17 protein-coding genes are annotated in these 16,181 nt (G+C 65.2%); 11 read left to right on the top strand and 6 right to left on the bottom strand.

Annotation, left to right across the window (positions count from 1 at the left end; genetic code table 11):
* Positions 1-32: 32 nt before the first annotated feature.
* Positions 33-518, bottom strand: a complete 486-nt coding sequence (locus BRAD285_RS11350; protein WP_006612357.1) for a (2Fe-2S)-binding protein — start codon at positions 516-518, stop codon at positions 33-35.
* A gap of 145 nt (positions 519-663) precedes the next feature.
* Positions 664-1,110: a carbon monoxide dehydrogenase subunit G gene (locus BRAD285_RS11345; RefSeq protein WP_006612358.1), complete on the bottom strand. Its 447-nt coding sequence runs from the start codon at positions 1,108-1,110 to the stop codon at positions 664-666.
* A 233-nt stretch (positions 1,111-1,343) separates the two neighbouring features.
* Here BRAD285_RS11345 and pcaD point away from each other — a divergent pair, with 233 nt between their 5' ends.
* Positions 1,344-2,126 carry a 3-oxoadipate enol-lactonase gene (gene pcaD, locus BRAD285_RS11340; protein ID WP_006612359.1) on the top strand — a complete coding sequence of 261 codons (783 nt, stop codon included), beginning with the start codon at positions 1,344-1,346 and terminating at the stop codon, positions 2,124-2,126.
* Positions 2,127-2,136: 10 nt separating this feature from the next.
* On the opposite strand, the gene BRAD285_RS11335 is transcribed toward pcaD, so the two are convergent.
* Together BRAD285_RS11335 and BRAD285_RS35740 are read right to left on the bottom strand one after the other, a co-directional pair.
* Positions 2,137-2,679 (bottom strand): hypothetical protein, encoded by a 543-nt coding sequence (locus BRAD285_RS11335; protein WP_006612360.1) that lies wholly within the window; start codon positions 2,677-2,679, stop codon positions 2,137-2,139.
* 188 nt (positions 2,680-2,867) lie between these two features.
* Complete coding sequence (locus tag BRAD285_RS35740) at positions 2,868-3,017, bottom strand: hypothetical protein (protein ID WP_172889759.1); 150 nt, start codon at positions 3,015-3,017, stop codon at positions 2,868-2,870.
* Between the two features lie 329 nt (positions 3,018-3,346).
* Between BRAD285_RS35740 and BRAD285_RS11330 the strand changes: the two genes are divergently transcribed.
* The 5 genes from BRAD285_RS11330 to BRAD285_RS11310 all read left to right on the top strand — a co-directional run bounded on the left by BRAD285_RS11330 (position 3,347) and on the right by BRAD285_RS11310 (position 8,448).
* Positions 3,347-4,264 carry a branched-chain amino acid ABC transporter permease gene (locus BRAD285_RS11330; RefSeq protein ID WP_006612362.1) on the top strand — a complete coding sequence of 306 codons (918 nt, stop codon included), beginning with the start codon at positions 3,347-3,349 and terminating at the stop codon, positions 4,262-4,264.
* Positions 4,265-4,277: 13 nt separating this feature from the next.
* Positions 4,278-5,612 carry a high-affinity branched-chain amino acid ABC transporter permease LivM gene (gene livM / locus BRAD285_RS11325; RefSeq protein WP_006612363.1) on the top strand — a complete coding sequence of 445 codons (1,335 nt, stop codon included), beginning with the start codon at positions 4,278-4,280 and terminating at the stop codon, positions 5,610-5,612.
* On the top strand, positions 5,609-6,442 hold the full coding sequence (locus tag BRAD285_RS11320; RefSeq protein ID WP_006612364.1) for an ABC transporter ATP-binding protein: 834 nt from the start codon (positions 5,609-5,611) through the stop codon (positions 6,440-6,442). The genes livM and BRAD285_RS11320 overlap by 4 nt, the downstream gene beginning before the upstream one ends.
* Positions 6,439-7,170, top strand: coding sequence for an ABC transporter ATP-binding protein (locus tag BRAD285_RS11315; protein WP_006612365.1), 732 nt, complete (start codon positions 6,439-6,441; stop codon positions 7,168-7,170). Before BRAD285_RS11320 ends, BRAD285_RS11315 begins: the two co-directional genes overlap by 4 nt.
* Before the next feature lie 159 nt (positions 7,171-7,329).
* Entirely contained in the window at positions 7,330-8,448 is a 1,119-nt protein-coding gene (locus BRAD285_RS11310) for a branched-chain amino acid ABC transporter substrate-binding protein (RefSeq protein WP_006612366.1), read from the top strand.
* Positions 8,449-8,544: 96 nt separating this feature from the next.
* On the opposite strand, the gene BRAD285_RS11305 is transcribed toward BRAD285_RS11310, so the two are convergent.
* Positions 8,545-8,940: a response regulator gene (locus BRAD285_RS11305; protein WP_006612367.1), complete on the bottom strand. Its 396-nt coding sequence runs from the start codon at positions 8,938-8,940 to the stop codon at positions 8,545-8,547.
* 237 nt (positions 8,941-9,177) lie between these two features.
* Between BRAD285_RS11305 and BRAD285_RS11300 the strand changes: the two genes are divergently transcribed.
* Both BRAD285_RS11300 and BRAD285_RS11295 read left to right on the top strand, forming a co-directional pair.
* Positions 9,178-11,952: a PAS domain S-box protein gene (locus BRAD285_RS11300; protein WP_006612368.1), complete on the top strand. Its 2,775-nt coding sequence runs from the start codon at positions 9,178-9,180 to the stop codon at positions 11,950-11,952.
* 57 nt (positions 11,953-12,009) lie between these two features.
* The gene (locus BRAD285_RS11295; protein ID WP_006612369.1) at positions 12,010-13,008 is read left to right on the top strand and encodes a P1 family peptidase; all 999 of its coding nucleotides are present in this window, start codon (positions 12,010-12,012) and stop codon (positions 13,006-13,008) included.
* A 5-nt stretch (positions 13,009-13,013) separates the two neighbouring features.
* On the opposite strand, the gene BRAD285_RS11290 is transcribed toward BRAD285_RS11295, so the two are convergent.
* A complete protein-coding gene (locus BRAD285_RS11290; protein WP_006612370.1) occupies positions 13,014-13,772 on the bottom strand; it encodes an EF-hand domain-containing protein in 759 nt (252 codons plus the stop codon).
* A 226-nt stretch (positions 13,773-13,998) separates the two neighbouring features.
* On the opposite strand from BRAD285_RS11290, the gene rpe reads away from it, so the two are divergent.
* The 3 genes from rpe to BRAD285_RS11275 are packed head-to-tail and all read left to right on the top strand — an operon-like array spanning position 13,999 to position 16,077.
* Positions 13,999-14,700: a ribulose-phosphate 3-epimerase gene (gene rpe / locus BRAD285_RS11285; RefSeq protein ID WP_006612371.1), complete on the top strand. Its 702-nt coding sequence runs from the start codon at positions 13,999-14,001 to the stop codon at positions 14,698-14,700.
* Between the two features lie 15 nt (positions 14,701-14,715).
* Positions 14,716-15,201, top strand: a complete 486-nt coding sequence (locus tag BRAD285_RS11280) for an ureidoglycolate lyase (protein WP_006612372.1) — start codon at positions 14,716-14,718, stop codon at positions 15,199-15,201.
* A 45-nt stretch (positions 15,202-15,246) separates the two neighbouring features.
* Positions 15,247-16,077: a bifunctional allantoicase/(S)-ureidoglycine aminohydrolase gene (locus BRAD285_RS11275; RefSeq protein ID WP_006612373.1), complete on the top strand. Its 831-nt coding sequence runs from the start codon at positions 15,247-15,249 to the stop codon at positions 16,075-16,077.
* Positions 16,078-16,181: the final 104 nt, after the last annotated feature.

Raw genomic sequence — 16,181 nt, 5'->3', positions numbered from 1 at the left:
TCGCGGCGGGCGGCTGAGGCGGGGTCGGGCAGCTAGGCGAGGTCCGATTTGGCCATCGCCTTGGCGCCGGCGGCAATAGATTGCACGATGTTCTGATAACCCGTGCAGCGGCAGAGATTGCCTTCGAGCTCCTCGCGAATCGTCTCCTCGCTGAGCTCATGGCCCTTGCGGTGGACGAGGTCGACGGCGGTCATGATCATGCCGGGCGTGCAGAAGCCGCACTGCAGACCATGGTGCTCGCGGAAAGCCTCCTGCATCGGATGCAGCGGTGCGCCATCGGCGGCGAGACCTTCAATGGTGCGGACCTCGTGACCATCGGCCATCACGGCCAAGGTCGTGCAAGACTTCACCGCCTTGCCGTCGAGATGGACGACGCAGGCGCCGCACTGCGAGGTGTCACAGCCGACATGGGTGCCGGTGAGGCGCAGATTCTCGCGCAGGAACTGCACGAGCAGCGTCCGCGGGTCGACATTCGCCGTGACGGGGTTACCGTTCACAATCATGGAAATCTTGGCCATTCAGGACTCTCTATATTCCGCGCACAGCGTTGCACTGCAGCGCAGCCCAGCAAAAATCGGTCGAAAACCATCATATTGGCGCTCTCCGCGACGGGCAACCTCGCCCCGGACAGCGCATGGGTCAGTTGCGATCAGCCTTGAACCGTCATCCTTGGACGGCCTTGGCGAAGTTCGCAAAGAATTCGTCGGCGAGTTTCTTTGCAGCGCCGTTGATCAGGCGCTGGCCGAGCTGCGCCAGCTTGCCGCCGATCTGCGCATCGACATTGTAGCTCAGCAGCGTGCCGCCATCCTTTTCCGCCAGCCCGACGACCGCCCCGCCCTTGGCGAATCCGGCGACGCCGCCCTCGCCCTCACCGGAGATCTTGTAGCCGTTCGGCGGATCGAGATCGCTCAAGGTGACCTTGCCCTTGAAGCGCGCGGACACCGGTCCGACCTTCATCTTGGCGACGGCGCGGAAGCCGCCATCCTCGGTCTTCTCCAGCTCCTCGCAGCCGGGGATGCAGGCCTTGAGCACCTCAGGATCGTTCAGCTTGGCCCAGACGGCCTCACGCGGAGCCGCCAGCTGGACCTCGCCCGTCATCGTCATTGCCATGAGCATTTCCCCCGGATTGGCGCGGTTAGAGGCATTCAAGTAAAGCACCGAACGCCCAAAAGGAAGGGCAAGCAGCGCCGTCAAGCGTTGCAGAAACGCGGGAGCACCGCAGCATTCCGGGCCTCTCGGCCGTCGAGTTTCGATTGGCAGGCGGCGCCCGCAATGGTTAGTTCGCCATCAAATCTGCACGATTCCTCCGGCGATCATCGCCGGCTGCGACAAGGATTGCGCCCATGCCGATGATCGATGCCGACGGTTGCCTGTTGAACGTCACCGTCGAGGGCCGCGACGGCGGGCCGACCCTGATGCTGTCGAACTCGCTCGGCTCGACCTTGCAGATGTGGGAGCCGCAGATGCGCGCTTTCACGCAGGTGTTTCGCGTCATCCGCTACGATCGGCGCGGCCACGGCAAGTCTCAGGTCGCCCCCGGCCCGTACTCCATCGAACGATTCGGCCGTGACGCGCTGGCTATTCTCGACGACCTCAACATCGATAAAGTGCATTGGTGCGGCGTCTCGATGGGCGGCATGGTCGGCCAGTGGCTGGCGGCGCACGCGCCAGAGCGCGTCGGCAAGGTCGTGCTCGCCAACACCACCTGCCATTACCCCGATCCGGCGATCTGGGACGCACGGATCAAGGCGGTTCGGGACGGCGGTCTCGCGGGAATCGCGGACACGGTGATCGCCGGCTGGCTGACGCAGGACTTTCGCGATCACAATCCGGAGATCGCCGATCGGATGAAGGCGATGCTGGTGGCGACGCCGGTCGAGGGCTATCTCGCCTGCTGCGAAGCGCTGAGGGCGCTCGACCTGCGCGACGATCTGCCCAACATCAAGAGCCCGACGCTGGTCGTCGCCGGCCGCTATGACAAATCGACGCCGATCTCGATGGCGGAAGCGATTCGCAGCCGGATCCCAGGCGCCAGCATGACCATCGTCGATGCGGCGCACATCTCCAATGTCGAGGCAGCCGGTGCGTTCAACGACGCGGTGCTCGGCTTTCTGACGCAGCGCTGAGGGACGCAGGTCAAGCGCTGGGCTGCGCCGAGCCCTCGACGCTCAAGTCCGGGACGGACGCGGAAGCCGATGCGACGGCCGGGGACGACGGCTTTTCCACCAGCATGATGATGGCCGTTCCGAGCAGCATCAGCAGCTCGGTGGCATGCAGACGCAACGCCTGGGTCTCCCCGACCTTTGCGGCCAGGATCATGCTCGTGAAGGCCAGCACGCTGCCGAGGCCGAGCCCGATCGAGAGCGCCTCGACGTAGCCCGCCACCTTTCGCACCCGTGGCACGAGGATCAGGACGAGAAACATCGCGAAGAAGCCTGCGACCGTCAATCGCGCCAGCGCCAACAGCCAGGCGGCGCGCACCGTGTCGATGCTCGAGAGATGCAGATGATCGCTGATGAACAGCGCGACAGCGATGTTGGGCCGGGCGAACAGCCCCTGGATCGGCGACACCATGATCTGGAAAGCCACGACAGTCCAGGCCGGGACAAAATACAGCGCCAGCAGCACGCCGTTGACGCAGCTGAGCCGCCAGTTCCTGATCACGCAGTTCTTGATCATGTTGCGCCGCCTCTGCATCCCAGTCCCGCCCGTCCGGCAGGTTCCAGACGAGCTAACGCGCGACAAATGCACCGGGCAATTTAAACCCTTTGTTTACCTTAACGCCGCGGCCGCAGACGAACGCGCGGGAGCGCGTGTCACGAGCTGCAGCAGAGATCAGGAGAGCCTATCGCCCGGAGCCCTGCCCTTCAGGCATCGCGCTCCAGCCCGCGCGAGTCCTGACGTTGCGGATCGGGCTCCCGCCCTTGGTCCTGGCGGATCGGCTTGCCCTGGGTCTGCCCCTGCTGGTTCTGACCGGGGTTCTGGTGGCCCTGGTTCTTGTCGGTGAGGCTGCTCATGCGTGGCTCCCTTTGAGATGACACAACAACCAATGCGCGAGCGCCTTGGGCGTTGCCTCGGTGCACTGTTCCCTCGCGGTCATGGGATGGCCATCGTCTGGCCTGATTGCGGCAGGGGAACCGCGCCCTCAAAGCAGGCGGGATAAGCCCCTAATTGTGGCGCTGCACGCTGTTGCGGCACCCGGTTCCTAGCTGTTAGTACTTCACCACGCGTCGCCTTCGGCCGCGGGTGCAAGCTCCACGGGTGCGGGCACCCGTTCCGCGGGCCCCCGCCGCGTTGCGAACCGGTCTCGGAAGTCTCAGCCCCGTAGTCTCAATAACGGCAGTTCATGGATTATTTCGCGCAGCAGCTCATCAACGGCCTCGTGCTCGGCTCGATCTACGGCCTGATCGCCATTGGCTACACCATGGTCTACGGCATCGTCGGCATGATCAATTTCGCCCATGGCGACGTCTTCATGATCGGCGGCTTCATCGCGCTGATCTCCTTCCTGGTGCTGGTCTCGGTCGGCTTGACCGCCGTCCCCGTCATTCTGCTGATCGTGCTCTTGGTCTCGATGGCGATCACCGCGCTGTACGGCTGGACCATCGAGCGCATCGCCTATCGGCCGCTGCGCCATTCCTTCCGCCTGGCGCCGATGCTGTCTGCGATCGGCATGTCGTTCGTGCTGACGAACTTCTCTCAGGTGTCGCAGGGCGCGCGGGTGAAGCCGGTGCCGCCGATCATCACCGGCGGCTACACCTTGCACGAAGGCGGCAGCGGCTTCGTCGTGCAGCTCTCGAATATCCAGATCGTCGTCGTGATCACCACGATCGTTCTGCTCGGCCTGTTCACCTGGCTGGTGTCGCGCACCCGGCTTGGCCGCGACATGCGCGCCTGCGAGCAGGACCAGACCATGGCCGCGCTGCTCGGCGTCGACGTCGACCGCACCATCTCGATGACCTTCGTGATCGGCGCAGCCCTCGCTGCCGTCGCCGGCATGATGTACCTGCTCTACTACGGCCTGGTCGATTTCTTCATGGGCTTCGTCGCCGGCATCAAGGCGTTCACGGCCGCCGTGCTCGGCGGCATCGGCTCGCTGCCGGGAGCGATGCTCGGGGGTCTTGCGATCGGCTTGATCGAGACGTTCTGGTCGGCCTATTTCTCGGTCGAATACAAGGACGTCGCGGCGTTCTCGATCCTGATCGTGGTGCTGATCTTCATGCCGACCGGCCTGCTGGGCCGTCCCGAAGTCGAAAAAGTCTGACGACGGAGCCCGTGTGAGCGCGTCCCTTCCTCCATCTGTCCAGTCGAATGGCTCCGAGCCTGTCGGAGCCGCCTTCATCCTCAAGAAAGCCGTCCTCAGCGCCCTGGTCGCCCTTGGCCTGTTCTCGCTGATGGTCGGCGTCCGCACCGAGGCCGGCCAGAGCGGCCAGCTCGAATATTGGACCCGGTTCGGCGAGCTCGCCAGCCTCGTCGGCGCCGTGTTCGTCGGCTCGATCGTGGTCGAGCTGCTGCGCCTGTGGCTCGGGCCGCGCGGCGGCCTCGGCAGCTTCGTGCCGGCATCCGTGCAGAGCGGCCTGTCGGTCGCCGGCCGCTATCTCGCGCCGGCGCTCTTGATCTTCACCTTCCTCGTGCCGGTGATCTTCTACAATCAGCGCTACATTCTCGATCTCGGCATCCTCGTGCTGACCTATGTGATGCTGGGCTGGGGCCTCAATGTCGTGGTCGGCCTCGCCGGGCTGCTCGACCTCGGCTATGTCGCGTTCTACGCGGTCGGCGCTTATTCCTACGGATTGCTGTCGACCACCTTCGGCCTTTCGTTCTGGATCTGCCTGCCGCTTGCCGGCATCCTCGCCGCCTTCTGGGGCGTGTTGCTGGGCTTCCCCGTGCTGCGCCTGCGTGGTGACTATCTCGCGATCGTCACCTTGGCGTTCGGCGAGATCATCCGCCTGGTTCTGATCAACTGGCAGGAGGTCACTGGCGGCCCCAACGGCATCTCGGGCATTCCGCGTCCGAGCCTGTTCGGCATTCCTTTGACCCCCGGTGAAGGCGGTCTTGCAGCGATGCTCGGCATTCCGTTCTCACCGACGCATCGCTTCGTCTTCCTGTTCTATCTGATCCTGGCACTGGCGCTGCTGACCAACTGGGTCACCATCCGGCTGCGGCGGCTCCCGATTGGCCGCGCCTGGGAAGCGTTGCGCGAAGACGAGGTCGCCTGCCGCGCGCTCGGCATCAACATCACCACGACCAAGCTGACGGCGTTCGCGACCGGCGCGATGTTCGGCGGCTTCGCAGGCGCCTTCTTCGCCACGCGCCAGGGCTTCATCAGCCCGGAATCCTTCACCTTCCAGGAATCCGCGCTGGTGCTCGCCATCGTCGTGCTCGGCGGCATGGGGTCGCAGCTCGGCGTGGCGCTGGCGGCGCTCGCCATGATCGGCGGCTTCGAGCTGTTCCGCAGCCTCGAGGTCTACCGCATGCTGGTGTTCGGGCTCGCCATGGTGCTGATCATGATCTGGCGGCCGCGCGGCATCGTCGGCCATCGCGCACCCACCGTGTTCCTGGAAAAATCCCAGAGCATCTCTTCGGACCTCGTCAAGGAAGGCCACGGATGAGCTCCGCTCCCATTCTCGCGCTCGAAAACCTCACCATGCGCTTCGGCGGCATCGTCGCCGTCAATGCGCTCTCGTTCACCGCGCAGCGCAAGCAGATCACGGCCCTCATCGGCCCCAACGGCGCCGGCAAGACCACCGTGTTCAACTGCATCACCGGCTTCTACAAGCCGACCTCCGGCGTGATCCGGCTGACGCATGATGACGGCGCGCAGTTCGAGATGCAGAAGCTGAAGGACTACAACATCTCCAAGCAGGCGAAGGTGGCGCGCACCTTCCAGAACATCCGGCTGTTTCCCGGCATGACGGCGCTGGAGAACCTGATGGTGGCGCAGCACAATGCCTTGATGAAGGCGTCCGGCCTGACGTTTCTCGGACTGCTCGGCGTGCCCTCGTGGCGCGCCGCGGAGCAGAGCGCGATCGACAATGCGGTGTTCTGGCTGAAGCGCGTCGGACTGCTCGACCGCGCCGACGATGCCGCCGGCAATTTCGCCTATGGCGATCAGCGTCGGCTCGAGATCGCGCGCGCGATGTGCACCGGGCCTGCCCTGCTTTGCCTCGACGAGCCGGCCGCTGGCCTCAACGCGCGCGAAAGCAGCGCCTTGAATGAGCTACTGCTGTCGATCCGCAGTGAGCACGGCACCTCGATCCTTCTGATCGAGCACGACATGAGCGTGGTGATGGAAATCTCCGACCACGTCGTGGTGATGGACTATGGCGTCAAGATCGCCGAGGGCACGCCGCGCGAGATCCGCGACGATCCCAAGGTGATCGCCGCCTATCTCGGCACCGATGAGGAAGAGGCCGCAGCCGTGATGGAGGCCGAGGCGTGAGCGCGTCCCTGCTCCAGATCCAGAAGTTGCGCGCGTCCTATGGCAAGATCGAAGCGCTCAAGGGCGTCGATCTCGACATCAAGGCCGGCGAGATCGTCGCGCTGATCGGCGCCAATGGCGCCGGCAAGTCGACCTTGATGATGTCGATCTTCGGCCGCCCGCGCGCCAGCTCCGGCAACATCGTCTATGACGGCAGCGACATCACGCAGGTGCCGACCCACCTCATCGCGCGGCTCAAAATCGCGCAGTCGCCCGAAGGCCGCCGCATTTTCCCGCGCATGAGCGTCGCGGAAAACCTGCAGATGGGCGCCGATGCCGGCGACACGACGGAGGCGCAGCGCGCCGACACGCTGGAGCGCGTGTTTGCGCTGTTCCCGCGGCTGAAGGAGCGCATCGACCAGCGCGGCGGCACGTTGTCCGGCGGCGAGCAGCAGATGCTGGCGATCGGTCGCGCGCTGATGAGCCGACCCCGGCTGCTGCTGCTCGACGAGCCCTCGCTCGGCCTTGCGCCGCTGATCGCACGACAGATTTTTGACGCGATCCGGACACTCAACCGTCAGGACGGCTTGACCGTGCTGATCGTCGAGCAGAACGCCAATCATGCGCTCAAGCTCGCCCATCGCGGCTACGTGCTGGTGAACGGCATGATCACCTTGTCAGGCACCGGGACTGAGCTCTTGCAACGGCCTGAGATCCGCGCGGCCTATCTGGAGGGCGGCCGTCACTAAAGCGGCCGGCCGAAAAGCCCGGCCGAAATGGCCTTAGTCCTTCGTCGGTCTCCCCGAAATTTGCCGGTGACTTCGGCGGAAAATCAGCCACAATGCGCGCGGTCTGCGGCCCGCCGTTCGGGCCATTTCCATGTCGACCTACCCCTGTGAGGATTTCTCATGAAACCACTCAAACTGATCGGTCTGGCCGTGGGCGCCACGCTTGCGCTCTCGACCGCGGCCTTTGCCGACGACATCACCATCGCCGTGGCCGGCCCGATGACCGGCGGCGAGTCGGCCTTCGGCCGCCAGATGCAGAACGGCGCCGAGATGGCGATTGCCGACCTCAATGCCGCAGGCGGCGTGCTCGGCAAAAAGCTCGCCCTGCAGGTGGGTGACGATGCCTGCGATCCCAAGCAGGCCCGTTCGGTCGCCGAGAAGCTCGCCGGCTCCGGCATTCCGTTCGTCGCCGGTCACTTCTGCTCGTCGTCGTCGATCCCGGCCTCCGAGGCCTATGCCGACAGCAACGTGCTGCAGATCACCCCGGCCTCGACCAACCCGCTGTTCACCGAGCGCAAGCTGTGGAACGTGGCGCGCGTCTGCGGCCGTGACGATCAGCAGGGCCTGGTTGCCGCGAACTACATCGCGAAGAACTTCAAGGGCAAGAACATCGCGATCCTCAACGACAAGACCACCTACGGCAAGGGTCTCGCCGACGAGACCAAGAAGGCGCTCAACAAGGCCGGCGTCACCGAGAAGATGTTCGAGTCCTACAACAAGGGCGACAAGGACTTCAACGCGATCGTGTCGCGCCTGAAGCGTGAGAACATCGACCTCGTCTATGTCGGCGGCTATCATCAGGAAGCCGGCCTGATCCTGCGTCAGATGCGCGACCAGGGCCTGAAGACGATCCTGATGGCGGGCGACGCCATGAACGACAAGGAATTCGCCTCGATCACCGGCCCGGCTGCGGAAGGCACCCTCTTCACCTTCGGTCCCGAGCCGCGCAACAAGCCGACCGCGAAGGCGATCGTCGACAAGTTCAAGGCCAAGAACATCGACCCCGAAGGCTACACGCTCTACACCTACGCCGCGATCCAGGTCTGGTCGCAGGCCGTGAAGAAGGCCAACACCACCGACGCCAAGAAGGTGATGGACACCATCAAGGCCGGCGAGTGGGACACGGTGCTCGGCAAGCTCGGCTTCGACGCCAAGGGCGACATCAAGCAGATCGACTACGTCGTTTACAAGTGGGACGCCAAGGGCGGCTACGCCGAACTCGGCGGCAAGGGCTCCTGATCAGCGCTGCTGATCCAGCTTCATCAAAATGCAAACGCCCCGGTCGATGACCGGGGCGTTCTGCTGATGGGATGGTGTGAAGCGCGATCCGAAAGATTACCCGGCGCAGACAGAGAGCGGCCGCGCGTCCTTGACGGCTGCACGGGCCGTCTCCACGGCGTGCAGCAATTCACCAGGGCGGAACGGCTTCTGCAGGTAGACCACGCGAGTCAGCTGTTCCGACATCGCCGCCCCGTCGAAGGCGGTCATGCCCGACACCGCCACGACCGGCATATCGGGAACCAGCCCACGCATCTCGCCGACCAGATCGAGACCGTTGCAATCGTCGAGATAGATGTCGACAATCACGGCGTCAAAGGCCTGGTCGCGGAACAATTGTAGTCCGGCCGCTGCGGTTCCCGCTTCGACCACGTCGAACTGATTGACGCGCAGCACCATGCTGATCATGGCCCGCACGTCCTTCTGATCATCCACCACAAGAATCCGTGGCATCAAAATCTCCAGAAATTTTTGTTGGACAGCCTACAACATAAAAAGAAATCATGTACAACTACGGGTATATTTATCCCGGTTGCGGTAAAGGTGCAGTTACTGCAAATCACGACTCATTCTACCGAACGTTCCAAACTGGTACCATACAACCAAAATTTGAGTAGATATATTTCTCGCGCGTCAGTGGCATCAATGCTTCGCGCAGCGCGTTGATGCCGGATGCGCAGGACTTTGGAGATGCAAAGCATCGAGGATCCAAGCGAAGTTCTTCTGTCGACGTCCACCGCAACACGCCGAGACCAACTCGCAGCATTGATCGCGGTTGCCGTCTCAGCCGTGCTCTTTGCCGCCGCCGCTCCCTTTGCCAAGGTGCAGCTTCCGGCGGCGCCTGCATTCGTTGCGAGCTATCAATCTGCACTGGCGCTGAACGATCTCATCACCGCGTTCCTGCTGTTCTCTCAATTCGTGCTGCTGCGTTCGCGCGCGCTGCTTTGGCTTGCCTCGGGCTACCTGTTCACGGCGCCGGCCGCCTTGCTGCACACCCTGGTATTCCCCGGCCTCTACGCACCGACCGGCCTGCTCGGCGCAGGCTCACAGAGCGCGGTCTGGATCTACATGATCTGGCATGGCGGGTTCCCCCTTCTGGTCCTCTGCTATGCGCTGGACAGGAACAGTCGGCCCGTCCCTGGCCGCTCGGTTCCAGCCTGGCTGTCGCTTGCCCTCCTCGGTGTCGTGATCGTGCTGACGGCGCTGAGCTGGACCGTGGTCGCTCACGACGAGCTGCTGCCGGCCCTGCTCCGGGATAACGCGGCAACCACGGCGTTGAAGGTCATCGTCGGCTCCATCTGGTGCGTGACCGCCGTCGCGCTCGTCGCGCTGGCATGGCAGCGGCCGCACAGCATCCTCGATCTCTGGGTGATGGTGGTGCTGTGCGCCTGGCTGTTCGATCTCTCGCTGTCCTCGTTGCTGAATGCCGCCAGGTTTGATTTCGGCTACTACGCCGGCCGCATCTACGGCCTGCTCGCAGCAAGCTTCGTGCTCGGCGTGCTGCTCGCCGACAATGTCGGTTTGCAATGGCGGCTGTCGCGTCTGCTGCAACAGCAGCGCCGACAGAACGAAAGCGAGCGGGCGCGCTTCGTCGCGCGCGAACGGCTGTTCAGTGCGGTCGTCGAATCCTCCAACGACGCCGTCATCACGCTGACCCTGCACGGCGAGATCACGTCGTGGAACCGGGCTGCCGAGCAGCTGTTCGGCTATCGCGCCGACGAAGCGTTGGGCAGCGACATCGGGCTGATCGTCCCTGCCGAGCGACGCGGCGAGGTCGACCGCATCCTCGGCGAGATTGGCGGCGGGGAGAAGATCGAGCATCACGAGACCATACGCCGGCACAAGGACGGCCATGAGATCGAGGTGTCGCTCAGCGTATCGCCGATCCTCGATGCGCGCGGCGCGGTCATAGGTGCCTCGAAGGTCGCGCGCGACATCACCGAGAGCAAGCGCACCCGCAACGCGCTGACCCGGGAAACCGAGGAGCGGCGGCGCATTTTCGAGACATCGCAGGACCTGATCCTGGTCGCCGATTCCCGCGGCAATCTGATGCAGGTCAGCCCCAGCGCGCGCGCCATTCTGGGCTATCAGCCGGAGGAAATGGTCGGACGCAACGCCAGCGATTTCGTGTATCCGCCGGAACTCGAGGCCGTCCGCAGCCAGATGCGCGACTGTCGGCGCGGCCGCGACGTCCATAATTTCGAAGCACAGCTGCTGCACAAGGAAGGCCGCGGAGTCGTTCTGAACTGGATGGCGAGTTGGTCGGATCCGGTGCAGCGCCATTTCTTCATCGGCCGCGACCTCACCGAGAAGCGCGCCGCCGAGGCCCAGTTCCGCCAGGCGCAGAAGATGGAGGCCGTGGGCCAGCTCACCGGCGGTGTCGCCCACGACTTCAACAACATCCTCACCGTCATCACGGGCAGCATCTCCATTCTCGCCGACGCCGTCGCGGAGCGGCCGGAACTCGCATCCGTGGCCAAGCTGATCGATGATTCCGCCGACCGCGGCGCACATCTCACGCGGCAGCTGCTCGCCTTTGCCCGCAAGCAGCCGCTGCAGCCGGTCGATCTCGACGTCAATGCGCTGATGAACGAGACGGCGGCATTGCTGCGACCGACGCTCGGCGAGCACATCGAGATCGAGCGCATCCTCAGCACCGATCCATGCACCGCGCTGGCCGATCCGAACCAGCTCGCTACCGCGGTCGTCAACCTCTCGCTCAATGCGCGCGATGCGATGCCGCAAGGCGGCAAGCTGACGTTGGAGACGGCGAACGTCGCGCTCGATCAGGACTATGCAGAAGCCAATACCGAGGTCGTGGTCGGCGACTACGTCATGATCGCGGTGAGCGACACGGGCTGCGGCATTCCTCCCGCTTATCTCGACAAGGTGTTCGATCCGTTCTTCTCGACCAAGGGCGTCGGCAAGGGCACGGGGCTTGGCCTCAGCATGGTGTTCGGCTTCGTCAAGCAGTCCGGCGGCCACATCAAGATCTACAGCGAGGTCGGGCACGGCACCTCGATCAAGCTCTATCTGCCACGCTCGGCCTCTGCGCCGCGCGGGACGGCCGAGCAGCACGCGTCCGACACGAGTGGCGGCAGCGAGACGATCCTGATCGTCGAGGACGACCCGATGGTGCGCCAGCATGTCATCACCCAGGTGGCGAGCCTCGGCTACACGACCCTTGCCGCAGCGAACGCCGCCGAGGCGCTCGACGTGCTGGAGCAACATCCGGAGATCGACCTGCTGTTCACCGACGTCATCATGCCCGGTGCCATGAACGGCCGACAGCTCGCCGATGCCGCGCGGGTGCGGCGGCCGTCGCTGCGGACGCTGTTCACCTCCGGTTACACCGAGAATGCGATCGTGCATCACGGCCGTCTCGACGCCGGCGTGCTGCTGCTGGCCAAGCCCTACCGCAAGCCGGAACTGGCTCGGATGATCCGCATCGCCCTGGATCGTTGAGTGCGTGGAGCGGCTGGGGTATCCCTCGGCGATCATCATCTGCAGCCGAGGCCGACCGTGCAGAATCTCCTGACCGACATCCCCGGCGTGCGCGTCGGCCATGCAGATGATGCCGCGCTCGCCTCCGGCGTGACCGCGATCCTGTTCGAGCAGCCGGCGGTGGCCGCGATAGACATTCGTGGCGGCGGGCCCGGGGTGCGCGAGGACGCGCTGCTCGACCCGGTCAACACCGTCGAGCGTGTCGACGCCATCGCGCTGTCCGGCGGCTCGGCGTTCGGGCTGGAGGCCGCCAGCGGCATGCAGGCCTGGCTGGCCGAGCAAGGGCGGGGCTTTGCGGTGCGCGACGCGCTGATCCCGATCGTGCCCGGCGCGATCATGTTCGACCTGCTCAACGGCGGCAACAAGCAGTGGGGCCGCTATGCGCCCTATCGCGAGCTCGGCTACGCAGCGGCGGCGGCAGCCGACACGACCTTCGCGCTCGGCAGCGTCGGCGCCGGACTCGGCGCCACCACGGCCACTCTGCAGGGCGGGCTTGGCTCGGCGTCGGCGACGACGGCAAATGGCATCAAGGTCGCGGCGATCGCGGTGGTCAATGCCGTCGGCAGCGTCACGGTCGGTGATGGGCCGTGGTTCTGGGCTGCGCCGTACGAGGTTGACGGTGAATTCGGTGGCCGCGGCCTGCCCACCGCCTTCACGCCGGACATGCTGGCGATGCGCCTCAAGGGCGGCCCTGCTCCGGCGGCCTCCGAGAACACCACGATCACACTGGTTGTGACCGACGCCATCCTGACCAAGGCGCAGGCGAAGCGGTTGGCGATGATGGCGCAGACCGGCATGGCGCGCGCGATCTATCCGGTGCACCTGCCGCTCGACGGCGACATCGTGTTTGCAGCGGCGACCTGCGCCAAGCCTGTGGAGCCGTTGGTCGAGCTCAGCGAGCTCGGCATGGTCGCGGCCAATGTGCTGGCTCGCGCGATCGCGCGCGGCGTCTATCACGCGAAGCGGCTGCCGTTCGCCGGCGCCCTGCCCTCCTGGCAGGACCGCTTCGGCGGCTGAGCGGCTTACACGCTCATCGCGGTCATGGAGGCGGCTGACGGCAGCTTGGGTTGGTGCTGCATCAGCTTCTCGATCATGTTGTAGGACGCGGTCGCGGCGTTGGAGGCCGCGGTGGCGGCCGGCGTGATCAGCGTCATCTTCGAGCCGTCGGCATAAGTGATGGTGGTGGTGGTCGAGCCATCGCTGTTGGTGGACGAGGAGCTCGATGCGCCCGACAGCGCCTGCATCAGCGCATCGGCGCCCGCGCTGGACGCGTTGCCCGAGTTGCCGGCCTGGCCCGCACCCGCCTGATGATGGTGATGGCCACGTCGGCCCTTGGCGCCCTGCAGCGCCGAGGACAGCTCGTCGAGGCTGACATTGCCGTCGTTGTTCGCATCGAGCTTGCCGAACACCTTGTCCGCGTTCTTGAGGTTGGTGCCGCCAGCGCCGAGCGCATTCTCGAACTCGGACTTGCTGATCTGCCCGTTGCCATCGCCGTCGATCTGCGAGAACAGATCCTGCAGCGGATTGGCCGAGGCGCTCGCGCCAGCCGATGCGCCCGACTGGCTCTGCGCCGCCAGCAGCGCGTTCATCGTCTCCGGTGCGATCTGCCCCGAGCTGCTGCCGCCCGAGCTCGACCACGGGCTGAAATTGCCGGAGCTGCCCGCTCCCTTGTTGTCCAGGCTGAACAGACCACCGCCCGACTTGCCAGAGCCCGACTTCGTCGAGCCGATCGACTGCAGGCTGTCCAGGACCGACGAGGCGGCCCCCAGTGCAAACCACATGGCGAAACTCCCGCAAGACCGCCCGCGAGGCGGCAGAACATCTCCCCACGACCTTCGCAATCTCCATGCCAGCGGCAAACCGCTGATATGTCCGGATATTTCGCGATGTTACTGACGCCTGAACCCGGCACATCGTGCCGCACCCGGCAGATTTTTCCCGCTCGCGTTGCCGGACCCGCGCCTGCATGATACGGCGACATCCCCGATCGCCCTGGAACAGATGCCCATGACCCAGTCCTTCACGCCGCGTCCGCTCGTCATTGCGCCGTCCATCCTGGCGTCGGATTTCTCCAAGCTCGGCGAAGAGGTTCGCGCGGTCGATGCCGCCGGTGCCGACTGGATCCATCTCGACGTGATGGACGGCCACTTCGTCCCGAACATCTCGTATGGCCCGGATGTCATCAAGGCGCTGCGTCCCCACACCACCAAGATCTTCGACGCGCATCTGATGATCACGCCGTGCGATCCGTATCTGGAAGCCTTCGCCAAGGCCGGCTGCGACCACATCACGGTGCATGCCGAGGCCGGCCCGCATCTGCATCGCTCGCTGCAGGCGATCCGCGCGCTCGGCAAGAAGGCGGGCGTCTCGCTCAATCCATCGACGCCGCTCAACGTCATCGAATATGTGCTCGACCTCGTCGACCTCGTCCTGATCATGTCGGTCAACCCCGGCTTCGGCGGCCAGGCGTTCATTTCGTCGGCGATCGGCAAGGTGCAGGATCTGCGGGCGATGACCGCGGGCCGTCCGATCGATATCGAGGTCGATGGCGGCGTAGGCCGCGACAATGCCGGCGCGCTCGCCGCTGCCGGCGCCAACGCATTCGTCGCCGGCTCCGCCGTGTTCAAGGGCGGCACGATGGAGGCCTATCGCAGCAACATCGTTGCGATCCGCGACGCCGCGGCGTCCGCGCGCGGCGAAGCGATCTGAGGCGCGCGGACGGGAATGCGCACGCTCACACCGCAGCCGCTGACCAAGGCGGCGTTTGCTCCCTTCGGCGATGTCGTCGAGACCGACGGCGCCGAGCCGATCGAGATCAACCAGGCCTTTGCCCGTCGTTGCAACGGGCTCGCCGCGATCGACGTTACGTCGGGCGGCATCCCCGTGAATATCAGCCTGTTCGAGGCGAAGCCGCGGCCGCTGCCGATCGAAATCAAGCTGATGGAACGGCATCCGCTCGGCACCCAACTGTTCATGCCGCTGCAGGACCGGCCCTGGCTGGTGGTCGTCTGCGAAGACCCGCGCGAGCCCGCGAGCTACCGGGCTTTCACCGCGAGCGGACGCCAGGGCGTGAACTACGCCCGCAATGTCTGGCACCATCCGCTGCTGGTGTTCGACGCGGCCTCGCGCTTCATGGTGGTCGACCGCATGAGCCCCGACAATCTCGAGGAGCTGTGGCTGGACCAGCCGCTGATCCTGAGCATTCCCTGACTGATGGCGCGTGGGATTTCTGATCGGCGCGCAGGAGAGACGATGATGGACAAGCCGAACTACTTCGTGCCGCAGGGCGGCCACCCGCCGCAGACCGACCTGCTGACCGGCCGCGCCGTATTCACCGAGGCCTATGCCGTCATCCCCAAGGGCGTGATGCGCGACATCGTCACCTCGCCGCTGCCGTTCTGGGACAAGACGCGGACCTGGGTGATCGCGCGCCCCCTGTCGGGCTTCTCGGAGACATTCTCGCAATACATCGTCGAGGTCTCGCCCGGCGGCGGCAGCACCCAGCCCGAGCCTGATCCCGAGGCCGAGGGCGTGCTGTTCGTCGTCGGCGGCGAGATCGCCCTGACCATCGCCGGCACCACGCATCGCTTGGCCAAGGGCGGCTACGCGTTCCTGCCGCCTGGCTGCAAATGGACGCTGACAAACGACAGCGCGGCGCCCGCAACCTTCCACTGGATCCGCAAGGCCTATGAGGCCGTCCCCGGCATCGCCGCACCCGAGGCTTTCGTCACCAATGAGGCGACGATCGCTCCGGTGGGCATGCCCGGCACCGACGGCCGCTGGGCCACCACGCGCTTCGTCGATCCGCTCGACGTCCGCCACGACATGCACGTCAACATCGTGACCTTCGAGCCGGGCGCGGTGATCCCGTTCCTGGAGACGCATGTGATGGAGCACGGGCTCTATGTGCTCGAGGGCAAGGCGGTCTACAAGCTCAACCGCGATTGGGTCGAGGTCGAGGCTGGCGACTTCATGTGGCTGCGCGCCTTCTGCCCGCAAGCCTGCTACGCCGGCGGCCCCGGTCGCTTTCGCTACCTGCTGTACAAGGACTCCAACCGGCACATGAAGCTGCGGCCGTTCCGGTGAGGTGACCGAGCGACTTGTCGCTCCGTCAATGCGAGGAGCCAACGGGTCCGCGCACAGCGCGGCCCGATGACAGGCTTCGCGACGAAGCACTCCAGAGTTGTGGG

The sequence above is a fragment of the Bradyrhizobium sp. ORS 285 genome (assembly GCF_900176205.1).
Taxonomy (GTDB): domain Bacteria; phylum Pseudomonadota; class Alphaproteobacteria; order Rhizobiales; family Xanthobacteraceae; genus Bradyrhizobium.
This window is presented reverse-complemented; position numbering and strand designations above follow the sequence as displayed.

Excerpts from the sequence above, each read along its gene's own strand:
- BRAD285_RS11350 (WP_006612357.1), bottom strand. The coding sequence starts at position 518 with ATGGCCAAGATTTCCATGATTGTGAACGGTAACCCCGTCACGGCGAAT.
- BRAD285_RS11345 (WP_006612358.1), bottom strand. The coding sequence starts at position 1,110 with ATGGCAATGACGATGACGGGCGAGGTCCAGCTGGCGGCTCCGCGTGAG.
- pcaD (WP_006612359.1), top strand. The coding sequence starts at position 1,344 with ATGCCGATGATCGATGCCGACGGTTGCCTGTTGAACGTCACCGTCGAG.
- BRAD285_RS11335 (WP_006612360.1), bottom strand. The coding sequence starts at position 2,679 with ATGATCAAGAACTGCGTGATCAGGAACTGGCGGCTCAGCTGCGTCAAC.
- BRAD285_RS35740 (WP_172889759.1), bottom strand. The coding sequence starts at position 3,017 with ATGAGCAGCCTCACCGACAAGAACCAGGGCCACCAGAACCCCGGTCAG.
- BRAD285_RS11330 (WP_006612362.1), top strand. The coding sequence starts at position 3,347 with ATGGATTATTTCGCGCAGCAGCTCATCAACGGCCTCGTGCTCGGCTCG.
- BRAD285_RS11320 (WP_006612364.1), top strand. The coding sequence starts at position 5,609 with ATGAGCTCCGCTCCCATTCTCGCGCTCGAAAACCTCACCATGCGCTTC.
- BRAD285_RS11310 (WP_006612366.1), top strand. The coding sequence starts at position 7,330 with ATGAAACCACTCAAACTGATCGGTCTGGCCGTGGGCGCCACGCTTGCG.
- BRAD285_RS11305 (WP_006612367.1), bottom strand. The coding sequence starts at position 8,940 with ATGCCACGGATTCTTGTGGTGGATGATCAGAAGGACGTGCGGGCCATG.
- BRAD285_RS11300 (WP_006612368.1), top strand. The coding sequence starts at position 9,178 with ATGCAAAGCATCGAGGATCCAAGCGAAGTTCTTCTGTCGACGTCCACC.
- BRAD285_RS11290 (WP_006612370.1), bottom strand. The coding sequence starts at position 13,772 with ATGTGGTTTGCACTGGGGGCCGCCTCGTCGGTCCTGGACAGCCTGCAG.
- rpe (WP_006612371.1), top strand. The coding sequence starts at position 13,999 with ATGACCCAGTCCTTCACGCCGCGTCCGCTCGTCATTGCGCCGTCCATC.
- BRAD285_RS11280 (WP_006612372.1), top strand. The coding sequence starts at position 14,716 with ATGCGCACGCTCACACCGCAGCCGCTGACCAAGGCGGCGTTTGCTCCC.
- BRAD285_RS11275 (WP_006612373.1), top strand. The coding sequence starts at position 15,247 with ATGGACAAGCCGAACTACTTCGTGCCGCAGGGCGGCCACCCGCCGCAG.